General features: G+C 65.3%; 15 protein-coding genes and 3 pseudogenes. 9 read left to right on the forward strand and 9 right to left on the reverse strand.

Translation table 11 applies throughout. From position 1 onward, the window contains the following. The first annotated feature begins 2 nt into the window (after window positions 1-2). Both ACSFC5_RS02035 and ACSFC5_RS02040 read left to right on the forward strand, forming a co-directional pair. Window positions 3-650, forward strand: coding sequence for an HAD family hydrolase (locus tag ACSFC5_RS02035; RefSeq protein WP_440763604.1), 648 nt, complete (start codon window positions 3-5; stop codon window positions 648-650). A gap of 104 nt (window positions 651-754) precedes the next feature. After that, entirely contained in the window at window positions 755-958 is a 204-nt protein-coding gene (locus ACSFC5_RS02040; RefSeq protein WP_006089844.1) for a hypothetical protein, read from the forward strand. Between the two features lie 90 nt (window positions 959-1,048). Here ACSFC5_RS02040 and ACSFC5_RS02045 read toward each other — a convergent pair whose 3' ends face one another. The 5 genes from ACSFC5_RS02045 to ACSFC5_RS02065 all read right to left on the reverse strand — a co-directional run bounded on the left by ACSFC5_RS02045 (window position 1,049) and on the right by ACSFC5_RS02065 (window position 5,889). Beyond that, entirely contained in the window at window positions 1,049-2,608 is a 1,560-nt protein-coding gene (locus tag ACSFC5_RS02045) for a glycosyl hydrolase family 28-related protein (protein WP_440763605.1), read from the reverse strand. A 2-nt stretch (window positions 2,609-2,610) separates the two neighbouring features. Continuing rightward, on the reverse strand, window positions 2,611-2,751 hold the full coding sequence (locus tag ACSFC5_RS02050; protein WP_440763606.1) for a hypothetical protein: 141 nt from the start codon (window positions 2,749-2,751) through the stop codon (window positions 2,611-2,613). Between the two features lie 103 nt (window positions 2,752-2,854). Then, entirely contained in the window at window positions 2,855-3,118 is a 264-nt protein-coding gene (locus ACSFC5_RS02055; RefSeq protein ID WP_440763607.1) for a glutathione S-transferase N-terminal domain-containing protein, read from the reverse strand. 105 nt (window positions 3,119-3,223) lie between these two features. Further along, on the reverse strand, window positions 3,224-3,877 hold the full coding sequence (locus ACSFC5_RS02060) for a helix-turn-helix domain-containing protein (RefSeq protein ID WP_440763608.1): 654 nt from the start codon (window positions 3,875-3,877) through the stop codon (window positions 3,224-3,226). Window positions 3,878-4,005: 128 nt separating this feature from the next. Then, window positions 4,006-5,889, reverse strand: coding sequence for a molybdopterin biosynthesis protein (locus tag ACSFC5_RS02065; RefSeq protein ID WP_440763609.1), 1,884 nt, complete (start codon window positions 5,887-5,889; stop codon window positions 4,006-4,008). Between the two features lie 189 nt (window positions 5,890-6,078). Between ACSFC5_RS02065 and ACSFC5_RS02070 the strand changes: the two genes are divergently transcribed. Further along, the gene (locus ACSFC5_RS02070; RefSeq protein WP_440763610.1) at window positions 6,079-7,551 is read left to right on the forward strand and encodes an MATE family efflux transporter; all 1,473 of its coding nucleotides are present in this window, start codon (window positions 6,079-6,081) and stop codon (window positions 7,549-7,551) included. 151 nt (window positions 7,552-7,702) lie between these two features. Here the strand turns inward: ACSFC5_RS02070 and ACSFC5_RS02075 are convergent, their stop codons facing one another. Further along, complete coding sequence (locus tag ACSFC5_RS02075) at window positions 7,703-7,978, reverse strand: hypothetical protein (protein WP_440763611.1); 276 nt, start codon at window positions 7,976-7,978, stop codon at window positions 7,703-7,705. A 61-nt stretch (window positions 7,979-8,039) separates the two neighbouring features. On the opposite strand from ACSFC5_RS02075, the pseudogene ACSFC5_RS02080 reads away from it, so the two are divergent. Together ACSFC5_RS02080 and ACSFC5_RS02085 are read left to right on the forward strand one after the other, a co-directional pair. After that, a pseudogene (locus ACSFC5_RS02080) lies at window positions 8,040-8,965 on the forward strand (IS1595 family transposase). Between the two features lie 40 nt (window positions 8,966-9,005). Continuing rightward, a complete protein-coding gene (locus ACSFC5_RS02085) occupies window positions 9,006-9,257 on the forward strand; it encodes a hypothetical protein (protein WP_440763612.1) in 252 nt (83 codons plus the stop codon). Between the two features lie 7 nt (window positions 9,258-9,264). Here ACSFC5_RS02085 and ACSFC5_RS02090 read toward each other — a convergent pair. Then, window positions 9,265-9,428: pseudogene (locus ACSFC5_RS02090) on the reverse strand (IS1595-like element ISHti5 family transposase); the annotation flags it as partial. 295 nt (window positions 9,429-9,723) lie between these two features. Between ACSFC5_RS02090 and ACSFC5_RS02095 the strand changes: the two are divergent. After that, window positions 9,724-9,828, forward strand: a pseudogene (locus ACSFC5_RS02095) (IS6 family transposase); the annotation flags it as partial. 296 nt (window positions 9,829-10,124) lie between these two features. Continuing rightward, a complete protein-coding gene (locus ACSFC5_RS02100; protein ID WP_440763613.1) occupies window positions 10,125-11,252 on the forward strand; it encodes a serine hydrolase domain-containing protein in 1,128 nt (375 codons plus the stop codon). Between the two features lie 30 nt (window positions 11,253-11,282). On the opposite strand, the gene ACSFC5_RS02105 is transcribed toward ACSFC5_RS02100, so the two are convergent. Then, on the reverse strand, window positions 11,283-11,423 hold the full coding sequence (locus ACSFC5_RS02105) for a hypothetical protein (protein ID WP_440763614.1): 141 nt from the start codon (window positions 11,421-11,423) through the stop codon (window positions 11,283-11,285). 54 nt (window positions 11,424-11,477) lie between these two features. Continuing rightward, the gene (locus ACSFC5_RS02110) at window positions 11,478-12,800 is read right to left on the reverse strand and encodes a molybdopterin molybdotransferase MoeA (protein ID WP_440763615.1); all 1,323 of its coding nucleotides are present in this window, start codon (window positions 12,798-12,800) and stop codon (window positions 11,478-11,480) included. Between the two features lie 99 nt (window positions 12,801-12,899). On the opposite strand from ACSFC5_RS02110, the gene ACSFC5_RS02115 reads away from it, so the two are divergent. Further along, a complete protein-coding gene (locus tag ACSFC5_RS02115) occupies window positions 12,900-13,724 on the forward strand; it encodes a GIDE domain-containing protein (RefSeq protein ID WP_440763616.1) in 825 nt (274 codons plus the stop codon). A gap of 95 nt (window positions 13,725-13,819) precedes the next feature. After that, window positions 13,820-14,185 (forward strand): Hsp20/alpha crystallin family protein, encoded by a 366-nt coding sequence (locus tag ACSFC5_RS02120; protein ID WP_440763617.1) that lies wholly within the window; start codon window positions 13,820-13,822, stop codon window positions 14,183-14,185. Window positions 14,186-14,188: the final 3 nt, after the last annotated feature.

Here is a 14,188-nt window from a genome sequence, read left to right on the forward strand (position 1 = left end):
CGATGGACGGCGAGATGGACGACGACGATCCGTACGATTTCTGGCTGCTCGACCTCGACGGGACGCTCGTCGACGTCGAGTGGTCGTACACCCGCGACGTATTCGACCGGGTCGGCGACCGGATCGGCCACGAGTTCACCGACCGCGAAGCCGACATTATCTGGAGCGGCCTGACCGGCTCTCGAGACCGCCAACTTCTGGAGTGGGGCCTCGACCCGCAGGCGTTCTGGGAGGCCTTCCACGACGAGGAGGATCCGCTGGTGCGGGCCGAACAGACCTACCTCCACGAGGACGCCGAGTTCGTCACCGACCTCGACGTGCCGGTCGGTCTCGTCACGCACTGCCAGCAGTTCCTCTGCGAGCCGGTGCTCGACCACCTCGATATTCATGACTGGTTCGACGCGCGCCTGTGCTGTACCGAGCAGACGGGCTGGAAACCCGATCCGGCGCCCGTCCAGTCCGTGATGGACGACCTCGGAGTCGCGAACAACGGTCATCGGGGCGTCCTCGCGGGCGACGGCGCCAACGACGTCGGGGCGGCCTGGAACGCCGGCCTCGACGCCATCCACGTCGAACGCGTCGGCCACGACCGGCGCGGGCGCTGCGTCCTCGGCGATTACCGGGTTCAGTCGTTCGACGACCTGTTCTGACGTCGGCCGTCGACTCCCGGACGTCTCGAATCGGGTCGAACCCCGAGTCATGCAATACCAAAAAAGATTCACGAGGCGACTCTAAGCTGAGAGCAGAGACGCGAATGAAATACTGCCTCACCTGCGACTGGCACACGAGCGAGACCGACGAGCCCTCCAGCAGCGCTCGCTCGCGCCGGGCAATCGAACACTACGTCGAGACGGGGCACACGATCGACTCGAGCGACGGGGTCGTTCCGCCACAGCTCCCCGATCTCCCCGACGAGGTCTTCGTTCGGGATCTGCTCCCTTCGCCCTCGAGCGACTAATCGACGGCGTATCGGTCGCGCTATCTGCGACGGTTTTTCGAGCGACTAGTACGGAGGCACGTCTCGAGACGGCAAGGCGATCGACGACGATCACGACGACTTCCACTCCCGTAGTTCGCCGTCGACGACGACCTCGCTTCCGACGTCGTCGAACGTGATGCCGCCGTAGGCGACGCGACTTCCGGGACCAGAGTAAATCCCCGCAGTGCCACAGTCGGCCGCGCGAGCGGTCGTGAGCGTCGCATCGACGTTCTCTCGGAATCTGTACGCTTGATGTCTGGCTCCCGTCGCCGTGACGGTACTCAGCTTCAGGTCGTCCATGTCGTCGAACACCATCGCGTTCGTAAATGCGCCGTCGACGATGACGTTCGAGATTTTCGCGCCGTCGAATCCGCTCGCGTAGAGTCCCGATCCGGCGGCCAGCCCCTTGTCGTCGGTTCTGATCGTGACGTTGTCGATGGTCAACTCCCGTCGACCGCTTCCGACGTGACCCAGCGAGATCCCTCGCGCGTTCTCGATGCACGAGACGCAGTCGATCGTCAGATCCGCGATCAGATCGCCGGTGTCGGCCCTGATCGCCGAGTGCTGACAGCCGGTGATGTAGCCGTCGCTGACGATGATCGACTCGTTTCCGTCGCGATGGATGTGAACGCCGTAGTCGGGGTCGTTCTCCGGATCGATCTCGAAGTTCGTCAGGCGGCAGTGTTTCGTCGGCGTGTCGTCGGCCGTCGCGGGGCTGTGATCCGTGCCGTTCCACACGCTGTTCCAGCCCGTCCCCGCATTCTGGTTGTCGAACTGAACGGGGGCGTCCGAACTCCCCTCGCCGCCGCGACTCGCCCAGTAGCCGTCCACGACGACGTTTTTCGACGAGACGACGTCGATGTGGTGGTAGTAGACCGCGTCGCCGTAGATATTCTCCAGTCGGACGTTTTTCGCGTGTGCGGGCATGATTCCGTTCGACTCCGGCGCGTCGATGCGGACGTTGCAGACGCCCCAGTTCGAGGCCCCCCCGTAGCCGGTCGCGTCGTACCCCCTGTTGGAGAGGAGCGCCCGTCCCTCCTCGCCGTCGGGCCGTGGCCCCTCGAGGACGGTCGATCGACCGGCACCCACGAGGAGCGTATCGTCACCCACCAGCGGCGTTCGCTCGAGGAGATACCGGCCCGGCGGAACGTAGACGATCCCGCCGCCGGCGTCCGCGACGGTTTCGAGGAGTTCGTGGACGGCCTGTCCGACGTCAGTCGTGCCGTCGCCCTCGATGCCGTGTGCCTCGACGTTCCAAACGGGAGTCTCCTCGCTGCGTGCGTGGACGAGAGTCGCTGCGTCGGCGCTCGCCGTATCGATACTCGCCGCGCCGATGGTTGCTTCGTCGACGTGCGTCGCCTCGAAGTGACTCGTCCCCGGCACCGGCTGATCGGCACTGCCCCGGCCGCCGAAGTACACCCAGTCCTCGCTCGAGTCGTCCCAGCGCCAGGTGATCCCTTGGTCGGTCGCGTGGAACAGTTCGTCGTCGTACTCGCCCGTCGCCGGACGGTCGGCGATCGGGGCGCGGACGATCGCGTGCTCGTCGAGCGCCTCGACCGTGTCGGTGTGATCCCACTCGTCGCCCGGTTCGTAGGTCCCCAGTCCGAGCCGCGGCGTTTCGTCCGGCATGCTCAGTCGGTCCCGTACCCGTAGCCGTACGCCGTTCCGTAGCCGGAGTTGGCGGTCCTGATCTCCGAACAGCCCGCGAGCGTGGCGTAGCCAGCCGATATTGCGACGAGGAGGTCCCGCCGTCGCAGCGCTGTACTATTCATACCACCTGACTATCCCGATACTGTATAAAAATAGTCATGCAGTGAGCAGATCCACGAACCGTCGATCGCTCCTCGTATGCGGAGTATCCGTGCCGTACCGACCTCAGGCGTAGTGGTCCTCGAGATAGTCGACGATCTCCTCGCTCTCGTAGAGCGCTTCCTCGCGGTCGGTGTCGACGAGGAACGGGATCGAGTCCTCGCCGCCCAGTTCGGTCATCACCCGCCGAGCTTGGTCGTTGAGCACGTCGCCACCCTCGCTGCCGGGCCGTCGCGGGTTGTGAATTACGTACGAGACGCCGAGATCGGTCAGTTTCTCGCGGACGTCGGCGCTGTGCGGACAGCCTTCCGCCTGGTACAGTTCGAGCATGCCACGAGGACCGTCGCCGCTGGCGGGCATAACCGTTGGCCGCGCACACTCAGCCGCAGACCTCGTTCGACGACTCGGCCGTTCGGAGGTGGCCCCAGATTGCGCTCACCTGACGTTCGACTGCTCGCTCGCCGGCTGTAGCTCGTCGTCGACCAGCGTCTCGTAGGCGCGTCGGAACCGTTCGGAGAGTGCCTGATGGGAAATTCCCAGCTCTTCGGCTAGCTCCTCCATCGAGATGCCGCGCGGAATCTCGAAGTAGCCGTGCTCGAGCGCCGCCTCGAGCGCCTCCTGTTGCTGGGGGGTCAGCCGCGTCTCGTCGCCGGTCACGCCGCTGATGTCGCTCACCCGGCGCAGGTCGACCGAAATCCCGGACGCCTCGAGGCGGTCGTACGCTCCGACGAGCGTCTCCCGATCGGGGAACCGGACCCTGACCTGCCACCAGCCGTCGGTGCCCCACATCTCGAGGACGGAGCCGCCGTTCGCGAGCAGTTCGTCGCGGAGTCGCATCGTCCCCTCGACGAACGTTACGTCGAACAGCAGCCGCGACTGGGTTTCGACGAGCAGTTCGTACTCGGCGACGGAGGGATCCGTCTCGAAGGCTGTGGCAGCCGTCTCGCGGCCAACGTCGGAGACCCAGAGCGAGGGACACGTCTTCGAGACCGACGACTCGAGCTCGAACGTGGCTTCGGGCGCGTATTCGAGTGCCGTACCCAGTGTCGTCTGCGCTGCTGGTAGCCGGAACTCGGCTATCGTCGACATCACCACCTGTACATCACACTGACGTAAAAAGCGCTGTTCTGGCGGTACTGACTGTCTGGCGGACTGATATCGGTCCGGAATCGGTTGGCGGTCACCGCCGATCTGTCAACGCGTCAGGTTGTCGAGGGTCAGGGCTCGCTCTCGGTTCCAGTCTCGTTCTCGAGGACCGTCTCGAGTTCGCGGACGCTCTTCTTGCCCGTTCGGTCGGGGTTCGCGAGCACCCGGACGGGTTGCTCCCCGAGGGAGACGAACGCGAGATCGAGTCGCTCGGCGGTCTCGCGCAGTCCCAGCCCGACGTCAACGTCGCCCGAGATCACTTTGCGTGCGGGACTCTCGTGGGCGCGAAGCCCCAGATCGAAGCCGTCGATCGACTCGCGAAGGTCGCGGGGGGAACCGTCGCGGTGCGCCGCGAGGTCGTCGACTGCGGCCTCGAGACTCGAGCGCAGTCCCGAGTCCGTCGTGCGGTTGACAAAGCGCAGGTCGCGGTCGACCAGATCGGCGAGTCCCTCCACCTCTGCGGGATTGCCGGGCCGGACGATCAGCCCCCACTCGCGGCTCCAGCCGCCGAGTTCGTCGGCCTCGTGCTCGCGATCGGTCGGTCCCGCGACGACTGCGACGTCCGGCACGCCCTCGCGCAGTCGGCGCAGCCCCGGCCGGGAGCCGACCGATAGATAGCGGGGGTTCTCGAGGCGGTCGAGCAGCCGATTCAGCGTCGGGTCGTCCTCGCCGACGCCGAGCAGCGTCGGCGGGCGGACATCCGGCGAAAAGAGCTGGACGGTGACGGGTTCGCCCGCCTCGAGGTAGTCGGTCTCGGGGCCGACTTCGACGACGCCGTCGGCTTCGGCGAGACTGGTCGTCGCGCCGGAGCCCTTGTCGACGGGGTAGACGAGCGGCTCCGCGTCGACATCGGTTACGACCCCGACGGGCATGAGCCGAAGTCGTCCCTCGCCGTGGCGTTCCTGTCTGGCCATCCGTCCCGAAACGGTCGCCGCCGTCGGCTCCGGCAGCCCCGCGGCCGCGCGGATCGCGGGCGCGACGAACGTCCGGAAGACCATCATCGCGGAGACGGGGTAGCCGGGAAGACCGATATAGGCGGAGCCCTGCAGCCGGCCGACGAGCATCGGTTTCCCGGGTTTGACGCTGACGCCGTGGAGCAGCAGTTCGCCCTGTTCCTCGATCACCCGGTAGATGACGTCGACCGCGCTCGCGCTGGTCGACCCCGAGGAGAGCACGAGGTCGCACTCGTCGGCCGCCTCGCGGAGGATACGCTCCATTTCGTCCTGCTCGTCGCCGGCGTGGGGGTAGAGCACCGCCTCGCCGCCGGCGTCCTCGACCCCCGCGGCGATCGTGTAGCTGTTGACGTCGTAGATCTCGCCGCGGTCGCTCTCGAGGTCGCCGCCCGGCCGGACGAGTTCGTCGCCCGTCGAGACGATGCCGACCGCGGGCCGTCCCCGGACGGGCACCTCGTCGATTCCGAGCGCCGAGAGCAGTCCGATGTCTCGCGGCGTGATTCGGGTCCCTGGACCGAGCGCGCGCTCGCCGGCCGCGACGTCGGCACCCGCGAACATGACGTTGTCGCCGGGGGCGACCGAGGTGCGGATCAACACGTCGTTCGCCCCCTCGCCGTCGGTTTCGTCCGTGTCAGTGCGCTCGACGGGAACCATCGCGTCCGCGCCGTCGGGCATCACCGCTCCGGTCGAGATCTCGACGGCCTGCCCGTCCGCGAGTTCGACATCGGGTTGCGCTCCCGCGTGGACCGCGCCCACGACCTCGAGTCGCGCCGGGTCGGCTTCGTCCGCGCCGAACGTGTCTCGTGCCCGAAGTGCGTAGCCGTCCAGACTCGCCCGGTCGAATCCCGGGACGTCGAGTTCGGCGTCGAGTCGTGCCACGAGCACCCGACCGCGAGCGTCTTCGAGTGAGACGCGGTCGATGCCGGCCTCGAGCGAGAGCGAGTCGATCGCCTCGCGGGCCGCCGCGGGCGAGGCGAGGTCGCGAAACTCCTTGCGTTCCATACGCGCCGTTGGCGGGCCGGGGCTAAAAACGTCGGTCGACCCGGTCGCGGCGTGTGAGTGTCACGCACGACATCGAACGTATGGATATCCAATGAACGATAATGGTGTACTATTTCGAGAAAATGAGAGTGACTGCCGGTGTACCTGCCGATATCAAGCCCTTTACCGCCAGAATCCAAACCCGTGTTCGTGTCTTTTCGATGGAGTGATCTCCCGAATCCGTTCCGGTGGCTGCTGCTCTCGGTCGGCTCGCTGCTCGCGCGGTTCGGGGTGATCGAACCTCGTCGCGTCGAGCGGACGACCGACCTCGCGTGGCCGCGGATCGTCACGGGACTCGCCCGGATGTCGAAGTCCGCGGCGGACGTCGCGATGGTCGGGATCGCCCTCGGACCGGCAGCGATCGCTGGCATCGGACTCGCGGCCCCGTTCTGGGGGCTGGCGTTCGGAATCGGCGGCGGGATCGCCGGCGCGACGATCGGGTTGGTCTCCCAGCGCTACACCGGCGGCACCGCCGAGGGGGTCTCGCTGGCGGTGACGACGAGCGGACTCATCGTCGTGGCGATCATGCTCCCGCTCGCAGCCCTCTACTGGCTGGTACCCCACCAACTGATCGCGCTCATCGGCAACGACGCCGCGTCGATCGCCTACGGCGCGGACTACCTCAAGGTCGTCGCGCTCGGGGTTCCCTTCGCGGCGCTGAACCTTATCGGGAGCCGGACGCTCGTCGGCGCCGACGACGCCTGGACGCCGATGATGCTCCGCGCGGGCGGTGCCGTCGTCAACGTCGCGCTCAACGCGGTGTTCATCTTCGCACTCGGGATGGGCGTCGTCGGCGCGGCGATGGGAACCGTCGTCGCGAACGTGGTCGTCCTGGCCGCGTTCGTCGTCGGATTCGCCGTCGGCCGACTGCCGCTGGTCGGCGAGTTCCCGGTCACCCTCGGCTGGCCCCAGACGACGCTCGAGGACGTCCGTGACATCCTCACTATCGGCACCCCGCTGGTGTTCACGAACGTCGCCCGACGAGGGGCTCAGTTCCCCATGCTCGCCATCGTCGCGCTGTTCGGCCCGAACGTGCTCGCCGCCTACGTCGTCGCTCGACGGGTCCGGGATCTGATGGACACGCCCGGTTGGGGGTTCTCGCTCGCCTCGAGCAGCCTCGTCGGCCAGGAACTGGGCACCGGCGACGAACGGGCCGCCGACAGCTACGGCCGTCAGGTCCTCTGGTTCGGCGTCGGCGTCTACCTCGTCAGCGCGGCGGTCGTCTTCGTCTTCGCCGAACAGATCGGTCGCGTCTTCGTCGACGATCCGTCGATCCTTCCGCTCGTGACCACGTTCATCGTCGTCGCCTGCGTCAGCGTCGTCTTCCGCGGCGTCAGCGGCGGTGCGACCGGCCCGCTCCGGGCCAGCGGCGACACCCGCTGGCCGTTCTACGGCCAACTGCTCGGGCTCTACGTGTTCGCGCTTCCCGTCGCCCTCCTCGGTGCCGTCTCGGTTCCGGTCCCCGGCCTCGAGGCCGTCACTCCGCTCGGGATCGAGGCGCTGTACGCTGCACTGGTCCTCGAGACGCTCGTTCCCGCCGTCGTCACCTACTACCGGTTCGAGACCGGGACCTGGAAGGCGATCAGTCGGTCGTATCGGCCAGACTCACAGCCGAGTGATTAAGCTTGAGGAACGGTCGACGAGGGACGACGGAACGACCCGTGAGCGAACGAAGTGAGCGAGAGCGGAGACTGTGCGATCGGTGTGCATATCGGTTCAGTGCTCACGAAACCAGTTCGCCGTCGTTCGGTAACTGGTCGCTCGTCGGAGGATGCTACCGATAGGGCTGTACTACCTCCCAGACGACCGCGGCGCCGATGAGGAGAAACAGGAGTATCCCGGCGAGAGATAACACGCTCGTCAGAATCGGCCAAATCACAGCGCCGACCAGACCGTGCCGGTCGATGAGCCACTCGCTGAACGTCAGACTGGTACCGTCTGCGGCCGCCGAATCGACATCGTCCGGCAGGAACGGAAGCCACGACTGGAGGCCCCACACTGTGAGTTCACCGACGTAGAGTCCGCGCCACGCCGCATCGTACTCCGGCATCGAGGCGACCGGTTCCGGCGTGCTCGTCTCCGAGAGGTCCGGCGAATGGGACTCAACGGGAATAATAGGGTTGTGTCGCGAATTTCGCCTCGAGCCCCTCGATGCCATCGTCAAGCGGCGCTGCAAACTTGTGTGAACAGGCTCCCTGGCCGGAATGCACCGACATAGCTCTACAGACGCGGGACGCCAGTCCCAGCGTCTGGTGCCGCAATTGCCGCTATGGCTTCCTTTGTGCCAGAGATACACCTTTCGCAAATAGTTGCCTCACTCACGGAAAACTCCCTCTCATGTTCATCCTCTACGCCGATACCTTGCCCAGCATCACCCAGATCGCCCAGCTATTCGACCGCTATTATGAAACGATCATATGCGCTTACGCGAGGGAGAAGTCGCGTTCGAACGCGGCTTTCCCCTCGTCTTCGGGCGCATTCAACACACTCTCGACGGACCAACTCAAGTCGATGAAACCGAAACCAAATGCTTTGCTACAAGGCTCAGTTGCCGTCGCGGGACGGTCTGTCCCGTGCCGGCTCCGAGGAGCCAGGTCGATCACGGTGGAAAGGAGTGCCAGGTGATTGGATGACGCTCGTCGGGGCCTGTCGCGACGTACTTCGGGTGGTACGGGCAGAGGATGGCACTGAGGCGGACGAACTGAAGCCAGCGATCGATGAGATCGAGGTCCTGTCGGGCGAACTCGAGGAGGTCTGGCATGACGAGTGGCGCGGGTATTCGCCACTCGTCTACGAGCACGAGGAGACGGTCGTTCACACCGACGAATTCGTGACCGATGAGGGCGTTCACATCAATCAAGTCGAATGCCTCTAGTTACTGGTGAACCCGTGGTTGGCGAAATTCCGCGGGCTCTCCAACCCAGGACTGGAACAGTCGGTCCGAACCTACAGATTCGTCTGGACCTTGAACCTCGTCGGAACACTGCTTCAGGGGCTCATTGACTGCTTTGTCCTCAACGTGTTTCACCAAACTTGATAAGAGACAGATGTGTAACTTCTCAACACAATCGTCAGTTATGGTCGGGTATCAGGAGGTCGCGGTCGCCGTCGGTGCTGGCCTCGTGCTCGTATGGGTACTGTCGGCTGTTGTGCAGGGAGATTCAATTACGGAGGTTGCACCGGCTGTTCTCGTCGGACTCGGACTGTTTTTCCTGGTCATTCCGTTGTATTTCGACGCCGGGTCCGCAGTGAACGCCGGACTGATTGGGCTGGCTGTCATCATCGGGGTTTTATTGTTCGTCGACACGGCACTGAAGCCGATATTTTGAGGTGCGCTCATCTATAGAAGTCAGGACCTATGATTTTCTTGAACCCATGGTCATCGGTGAGAATGAGGCTGAGGACGTTCAGATAGCCCTGTAAGTGGTGTTTTGAGACCCTCGAAATCTTCGCAAGCAGTTGCGAAGGAAGCTATGCCGGTTCTCACAGCTGTTTGTATGCACCCGTTATCGCTTTAGGTCCAGATGGTCGGTCGGTTCAGCAGTTTGAGCTCAAGAAGGGCTGTTGAATTGTGAGACGCAAGACGAAATCAGCGAATTCACGTCGATTCTTCGGGAGAAGCGGCGAAAGCCGTCCAAGGCTCCAGCTGCTCGATAGCGTTACCACTCGCTGCAGACGTTCCCGGCCCGGCTGACGGATTCAGCCGGGCCGAATTGTCGCCAATTCGCCGTCGTTGGTCAGGTTTGGATCGACGCTAGCGTGAGCCACGCGCTCGGTCAGCGCGTGGCGATCGACGTTCGGATCGACCGCTTTCACTCGTTTTGGCGGGGCAGTCTAGCCAGCGCTCGCCGCTGGCTGCGATGGTTCAGACACCACTACAATCACGATCGACCGAATTAGACGCTAGATGGGCGAACTCCTGTCGAAGAGGTGCTCAACTAGACAGTGCCGGCCAAATGGGTCTCCCGAGGATAGCACACAGGAGCGTAATGATGATATTTAGCCGGTAGATGATCACCGTTTCAGTCATTCATCGACCGTCTGTCAGTAAATAGCAAATATCTCCCAAACGTGATTATCACGCTGTTATTATTGAGGGTCAATTCGGGGTTACTCACTCGAGACCCGGTTCGTGAACCGAGTCGGAGTCGGCCTCGAGGACAACGATTACAATACTACCGCGTGAGTCTGCTGGTATGTCACGACTTGCCGAATCCGATCGCGAGCGGATCGCCGCGCTGTTCGACCGTCACCTCGAGGTCGGCCTCCACCACGGCGCCCAGTTAGCCGTCTACGTCGACGGCGAGCAGGTGCTCGACCTCGCGGGCGGCGTGACGGGGCCGGACGGCGACGACGAGACGACGGACACGCGCCACGTCCTCTTTTCGTGTACGAAGCCGTACGCCGCGGTGACCCTCCACGCGCTCGTCGACGAGGGCGAACTCGCGTACGACGACCGCGTCGTCGATCACTGGCCCGAGTTTGCCGACGACGGAACCGAGAAGGCTGAGATCACTGTCAGGCAGGTGCTCAGTCACACGTCGGGGCTCAATCGCGGCGAGATCGACGACCGACCGGATCTCTGGAGCGATTGGGACGCCGTCGTGGAGCAGCTCGAGTCGATGGAGCCGAACTTCCCGCCGGGCGAGCAACCGGCCTACCACGCGCTGACCTTCGGTTGGCTGGTTGGCGAACTCGTCCGCCGAGTCTCGGGGACGTCAATCGAGGACGCCGCCGCCGAGTGCGTGTTCGACCCACTCGGCATGGACGACACCGGCATTGGCCTGCGCGAAGACGAGGACGACGACGTCGCGACGCTGGTCGGCTTCGAACCGTTCGACCGCTGCCGCGACCCGGGCGAGGGACTCGGCGACCACACCGCAGTCGCCGCGCCGTTCAACACCGAGGCGATCCACCGCTCGGTGATTCCGGCGGCGAACGGCATCGGCACCGCGAGCGATATGGCTCGCTTCTACGCCTGTCTCGCCAACGGCGGCGAACTCGAGGGCTCCCGACTCCTCTCGGCCGAAACAGTCGAGAAAATGACCGGCCTCGAGGCCGAAACCGATTCGGACGGCACGCTCGGCCGCGAAGGCCGGTTCGCCCTCGGCTTCTGGAAGGGGGGGACGACGGTCGCACCCTACGGAACGCTCTCACCCGACCGGGTGTTCGGTCACGCCGGTCTCGGGAGCAGCGTCGGCTGGGCCGATCCCGAGGAGAATATTGGCTTCTCGTACGTCACGAACGGGGTTCGCGACGGTTCCTACGAACACGTCGCTCGCGTGAACGCGCTCGCGGATGCGGTTCGACTCGCGCTCGAGTAGGATTGACGACTCGAGTATGGGTCGACGGCTCTATACGGCGAGCCAGAAGACGTCTCTGAGCGCCACGAGGAGTATCCCCGCCAAGACGACCAATATCAGGAAGGTAAAGAAGATAATCGCGGCCTGTCGTCCGGTAAGCGACTCCCCTTCGAGGAGTTCGTTCAGTTCCATACGTGCAGAGTAGCCAGACAGTGTTATTAATGATGGTGGTCGCGAGCGCGCCGGTTACCCGTTCGGCTCCCAGTCCTCGACGGCGACCGTCTCACCCGCCGGAATCCCCTCGCGCTCGTCGTCGACGACTACCCAGCCGTCGGCCAGCGCGACGCTCGAGAGCACGCCCGACCCGCTCGCTCTGGTCGGCGTCGCAGTGTATCGCGGCTCGTCGGCCTCGAGTTCGCTCGCGTTTCCATCTCGCGGCTCGAGTTGCACTCGCGCGAACGTTCGCGTGCCGGGTCCGCTCGGAATCTTGCGCTCGAGTCGGGCCAGCGTCGTGGGGTGGGGATTGGGCTCGGTGCCCTCGAGCCAGCGCAGTACGGGGCGCAGGAACTGGACCGCGTTGACGATGCAGGCGACGGGGTAGCCGGGTAAGGCGAGGACGGGCGTGTCCTCGACGAGACCCAGACAGACGGGGTGGCCGGGTTTCAGGCCGACGCCGTGGACGAGCACTTCGCCCAGCTCGTCGATCACTTCGGGCAGGAGGTCGCGTTCGCCGACCGAGGAGCCGCCGGTCGTCACGAGGACGTCCTTCGTCAGATCCCGCTGGATCGCCACGCGCAGCGACTCGGGGTCGTCGGTGACGACGTTCCGGTAGGTCGCACGGCCGCCCCAGCGCTCGACCAGTCGGGAAACGGTGAGCCCGTTCGTTTCGACGACCTCGCCCGGTTCCGGATCGGCCGCGACGAGTTCCTCCCCCGTCGGCACGACGCCGACCGTCGGCCGCTTCGCGATCGGAACCTTCGCGTAGCCCGCGGAGCGCAGGAGCCCGAGATCCGACGGTCGGAGCCGATGGCCCGCGTCGTAGAGCCGTTGGCCCTCTGCGACGTCCTCCCCGATCGGCGCGACGTTTTCGCCCTCCGCGACCGCGTCTTCGACCTCGAGTTCGCCCGCGGACTCGAGGTCGGTCACGTGCTCGATCATGACGACGGCGTCGGCGCCCTCGGGCAGGGCGCTTCCGGTGTGGACCCGCGCGGCGGTGTCGGGTCCGACGCTGGCGTCGCCGCCAGTTCCCTCGGCGATCCGGAGCACCTCGGGCGAGCGATCGCTGGCACCGAACGTGTCCGCGGCGCGGACGGCGTAGCCGTCCATCGCGGCCCGCCGGTAGTGCGGGACGTTCCGAGCGGACGTGACCGGTTCGGCCAGCACGCGGCCGTCCGCGCGCCCGACGTCTATCCGTTCGGCGCCCGTCTGCGGTGGGCTGTCGTCGCTGGAACCGCCTCCGTCGGCCGGCTCGCCCGCCGCGAGGGCATCCCTGAGCGTCCGACGCGCCTCTGCCACTGGGGTCCGCACCTTGAACCCTGACTCCTTGCGCTCGCTGTCGGCTCCGTTCATACTCAGACTCGGGGCGGCGGGCGTCAAAAACGTGGGGTCCGCGGTCCGTCACCCGCCGATACAGTTATATTGGGTGTCTCGAAACTGTCACGATCACGGATGGTCCTTCAAGTCGAGTCGGCTTCGGTCGCGGTCCTCGCACTCGGTGCCGCGGTCGCGGTCGCGTTCTGCTGGTACGGCATCGGCGAACTTCGACTCGCGAACCGCATCCTCCGCTCGCGGCCGGATTCGGTCCTCGACACAACGGACGGCGGTCGGATCGAACTGCGCGGCACGGCCCGGCCGGTCGACGACGGGCGGCGCTGTCGCGCCCCGCTCTCCGACACGCCGTGTCTCGCCTACGAGTACGAGATCGAACGGTACAGCAGTTCGAAAAACGGTTCGAACTGGTCGACGATCGACGCCGACGAGGGGTACGTTCCGTTTCTGCTCGAGGACGACTCGGGAAACGTCTTGATCGAGCCGCCGGGAGCAGACCTCAGGCTGGAGACTGACAACCGAATTACCGTCGATGCTGGGACGGAACCGCCCTCGACGATCGCCCGGTTCATCGAGGACACCGACGCCATCGACGATCAGGCGACGGGATCGGACCGCGGAATCCTCGATCGGCTGACGGACAGCGATCGTCGGTTCACGGAACGGCTGCTCGTCCCCGACGAGGAGGTCCACGTCCTCGGAACGGCTCGATACGATACGACCGTCTCGAGCGCGCCGGGACAGGTCAACGCCGCCGTCGGCGTCGACGAGGCGGCGTACGCCGACAGCCGCTGGCTCCGGCTTCGTCACGCGCTGTTCGGCGATCCGTTCATCATCTCCGACAGTACCGAACGGCGACTCGGACTCCGCGCCGGCGCACAGGGACTCCTCACTCTCGGAATCGGCGCTCTCGCGGCGGTAATCGCCGTTTCGTGGGCACTCTGAGGCGTCCTCTCTCGAGCGTTTGCCACCGTTTCTCTCCTGCACCCGAATCGACCGCTACCGCGGGCTTTTTCGTATCGGCGTTCGAACCAGTAGCTATGTCAGCGCTTCGCGACGCACTGCGGGACCTCTCGGACGACGTCTTCTTCGATCTGCTCGAGAGCGAGGACGCCTACCTGCTCGTTCTCGACGTTCCGGGCGTCTCCGCCGACTCGCTCGAGCTATCGGTCGACGAGGGTCGGATCTCCATCGACGCCCACCGCGAGAAGGAACCCGAGGACGACTACCGCTACCTCGAGGAGAATCGCTCGCTGTTTCTGGACGTCGACCTCCCGATGCCCGCCGACGCCCTCGAGACGGAGGCCGAAGCGACGGTCGAGCGCGGCGTCCTCGAGTTAGACCTGCCCAAAACGTCCGGAGACGGAGAGACAACGATCGACGTCGTCGAAGAGGATGCCGACTAACGT

The organism is Natronorubrum marinum, from assembly GCF_052040125.1.
Classification (GTDB): Archaea; Halobacteriota; Halobacteria; order Halobacteriales; family Natrialbaceae; genus Natronorubrum.

Coding starts and splice junctions, on each gene's coding strand:
- ACSFC5_RS02035 (WP_440763604.1), top strand. CDS start 3: ATGGACGGCGAGATGGACGACGACGATCCGTACGATTTCTGGCTGCTC.
- ACSFC5_RS02040 (WP_006089844.1), top strand. CDS start 755: ATGAAATACTGCCTCACCTGCGACTGGCACACGAGCGAGACCGACGAG.
- ACSFC5_RS02045 (WP_440763605.1), bottom strand. CDS start 2,608: ATGCCGGACGAAACGCCGCGGCTCGGACTGGGGACCTACGAACCGGGC.
- ACSFC5_RS02050 (WP_440763606.1), bottom strand. CDS start 2,751: ATGAATAGTACAGCGCTGCGACGGCGGGACCTCCTCGTCGCAATATCG.
- ACSFC5_RS02055 (WP_440763607.1), bottom strand. CDS start 3,118: ATGCTCGAACTGTACCAGGCGGAAGGCTGTCCGCACAGCGCCGACGTC.
- ACSFC5_RS02060 (WP_440763608.1), bottom strand. CDS start 3,877: ATGTCGACGATAGCCGAGTTCCGGCTACCAGCAGCGCAGACGACACTG.
- ACSFC5_RS02065 (WP_440763609.1), bottom strand. CDS start 5,889: ATGGAACGCAAGGAGTTTCGCGACCTCGCCTCGCCCGCGGCGGCCCGC.
- ACSFC5_RS02075 (WP_440763611.1), bottom strand. CDS start 7,978: ATGCCGGAGTACGATGCGGCGTGGCGCGGACTCTACGTCGGTGAACTC.
- ACSFC5_RS02085 (WP_440763612.1), top strand. CDS start 9,006: ATGGTCGGGTATCAGGAGGTCGCGGTCGCCGTCGGTGCTGGCCTCGTG.
- ACSFC5_RS02100 (WP_440763613.1), top strand. CDS start 10,125: ATGTCACGACTTGCCGAATCCGATCGCGAGCGGATCGCCGCGCTGTTC.
- ACSFC5_RS02105 (WP_440763614.1), bottom strand. CDS start 11,423: ATGGAACTGAACGAACTCCTCGAAGGGGAGTCGCTTACCGGACGACAG.
- ACSFC5_RS02110 (WP_440763615.1), bottom strand. CDS start 12,800: ATGAACGGAGCCGACAGCGAGCGCAAGGAGTCAGGGTTCAAGGTGCGG.
- ACSFC5_RS02115 (WP_440763616.1), top strand. CDS start 12,900: ATGGTCCTTCAAGTCGAGTCGGCTTCGGTCGCGGTCCTCGCACTCGGT.
- ACSFC5_RS02120 (WP_440763617.1), top strand. CDS start 13,820: ATGTCAGCGCTTCGCGACGCACTGCGGGACCTCTCGGACGACGTCTTC.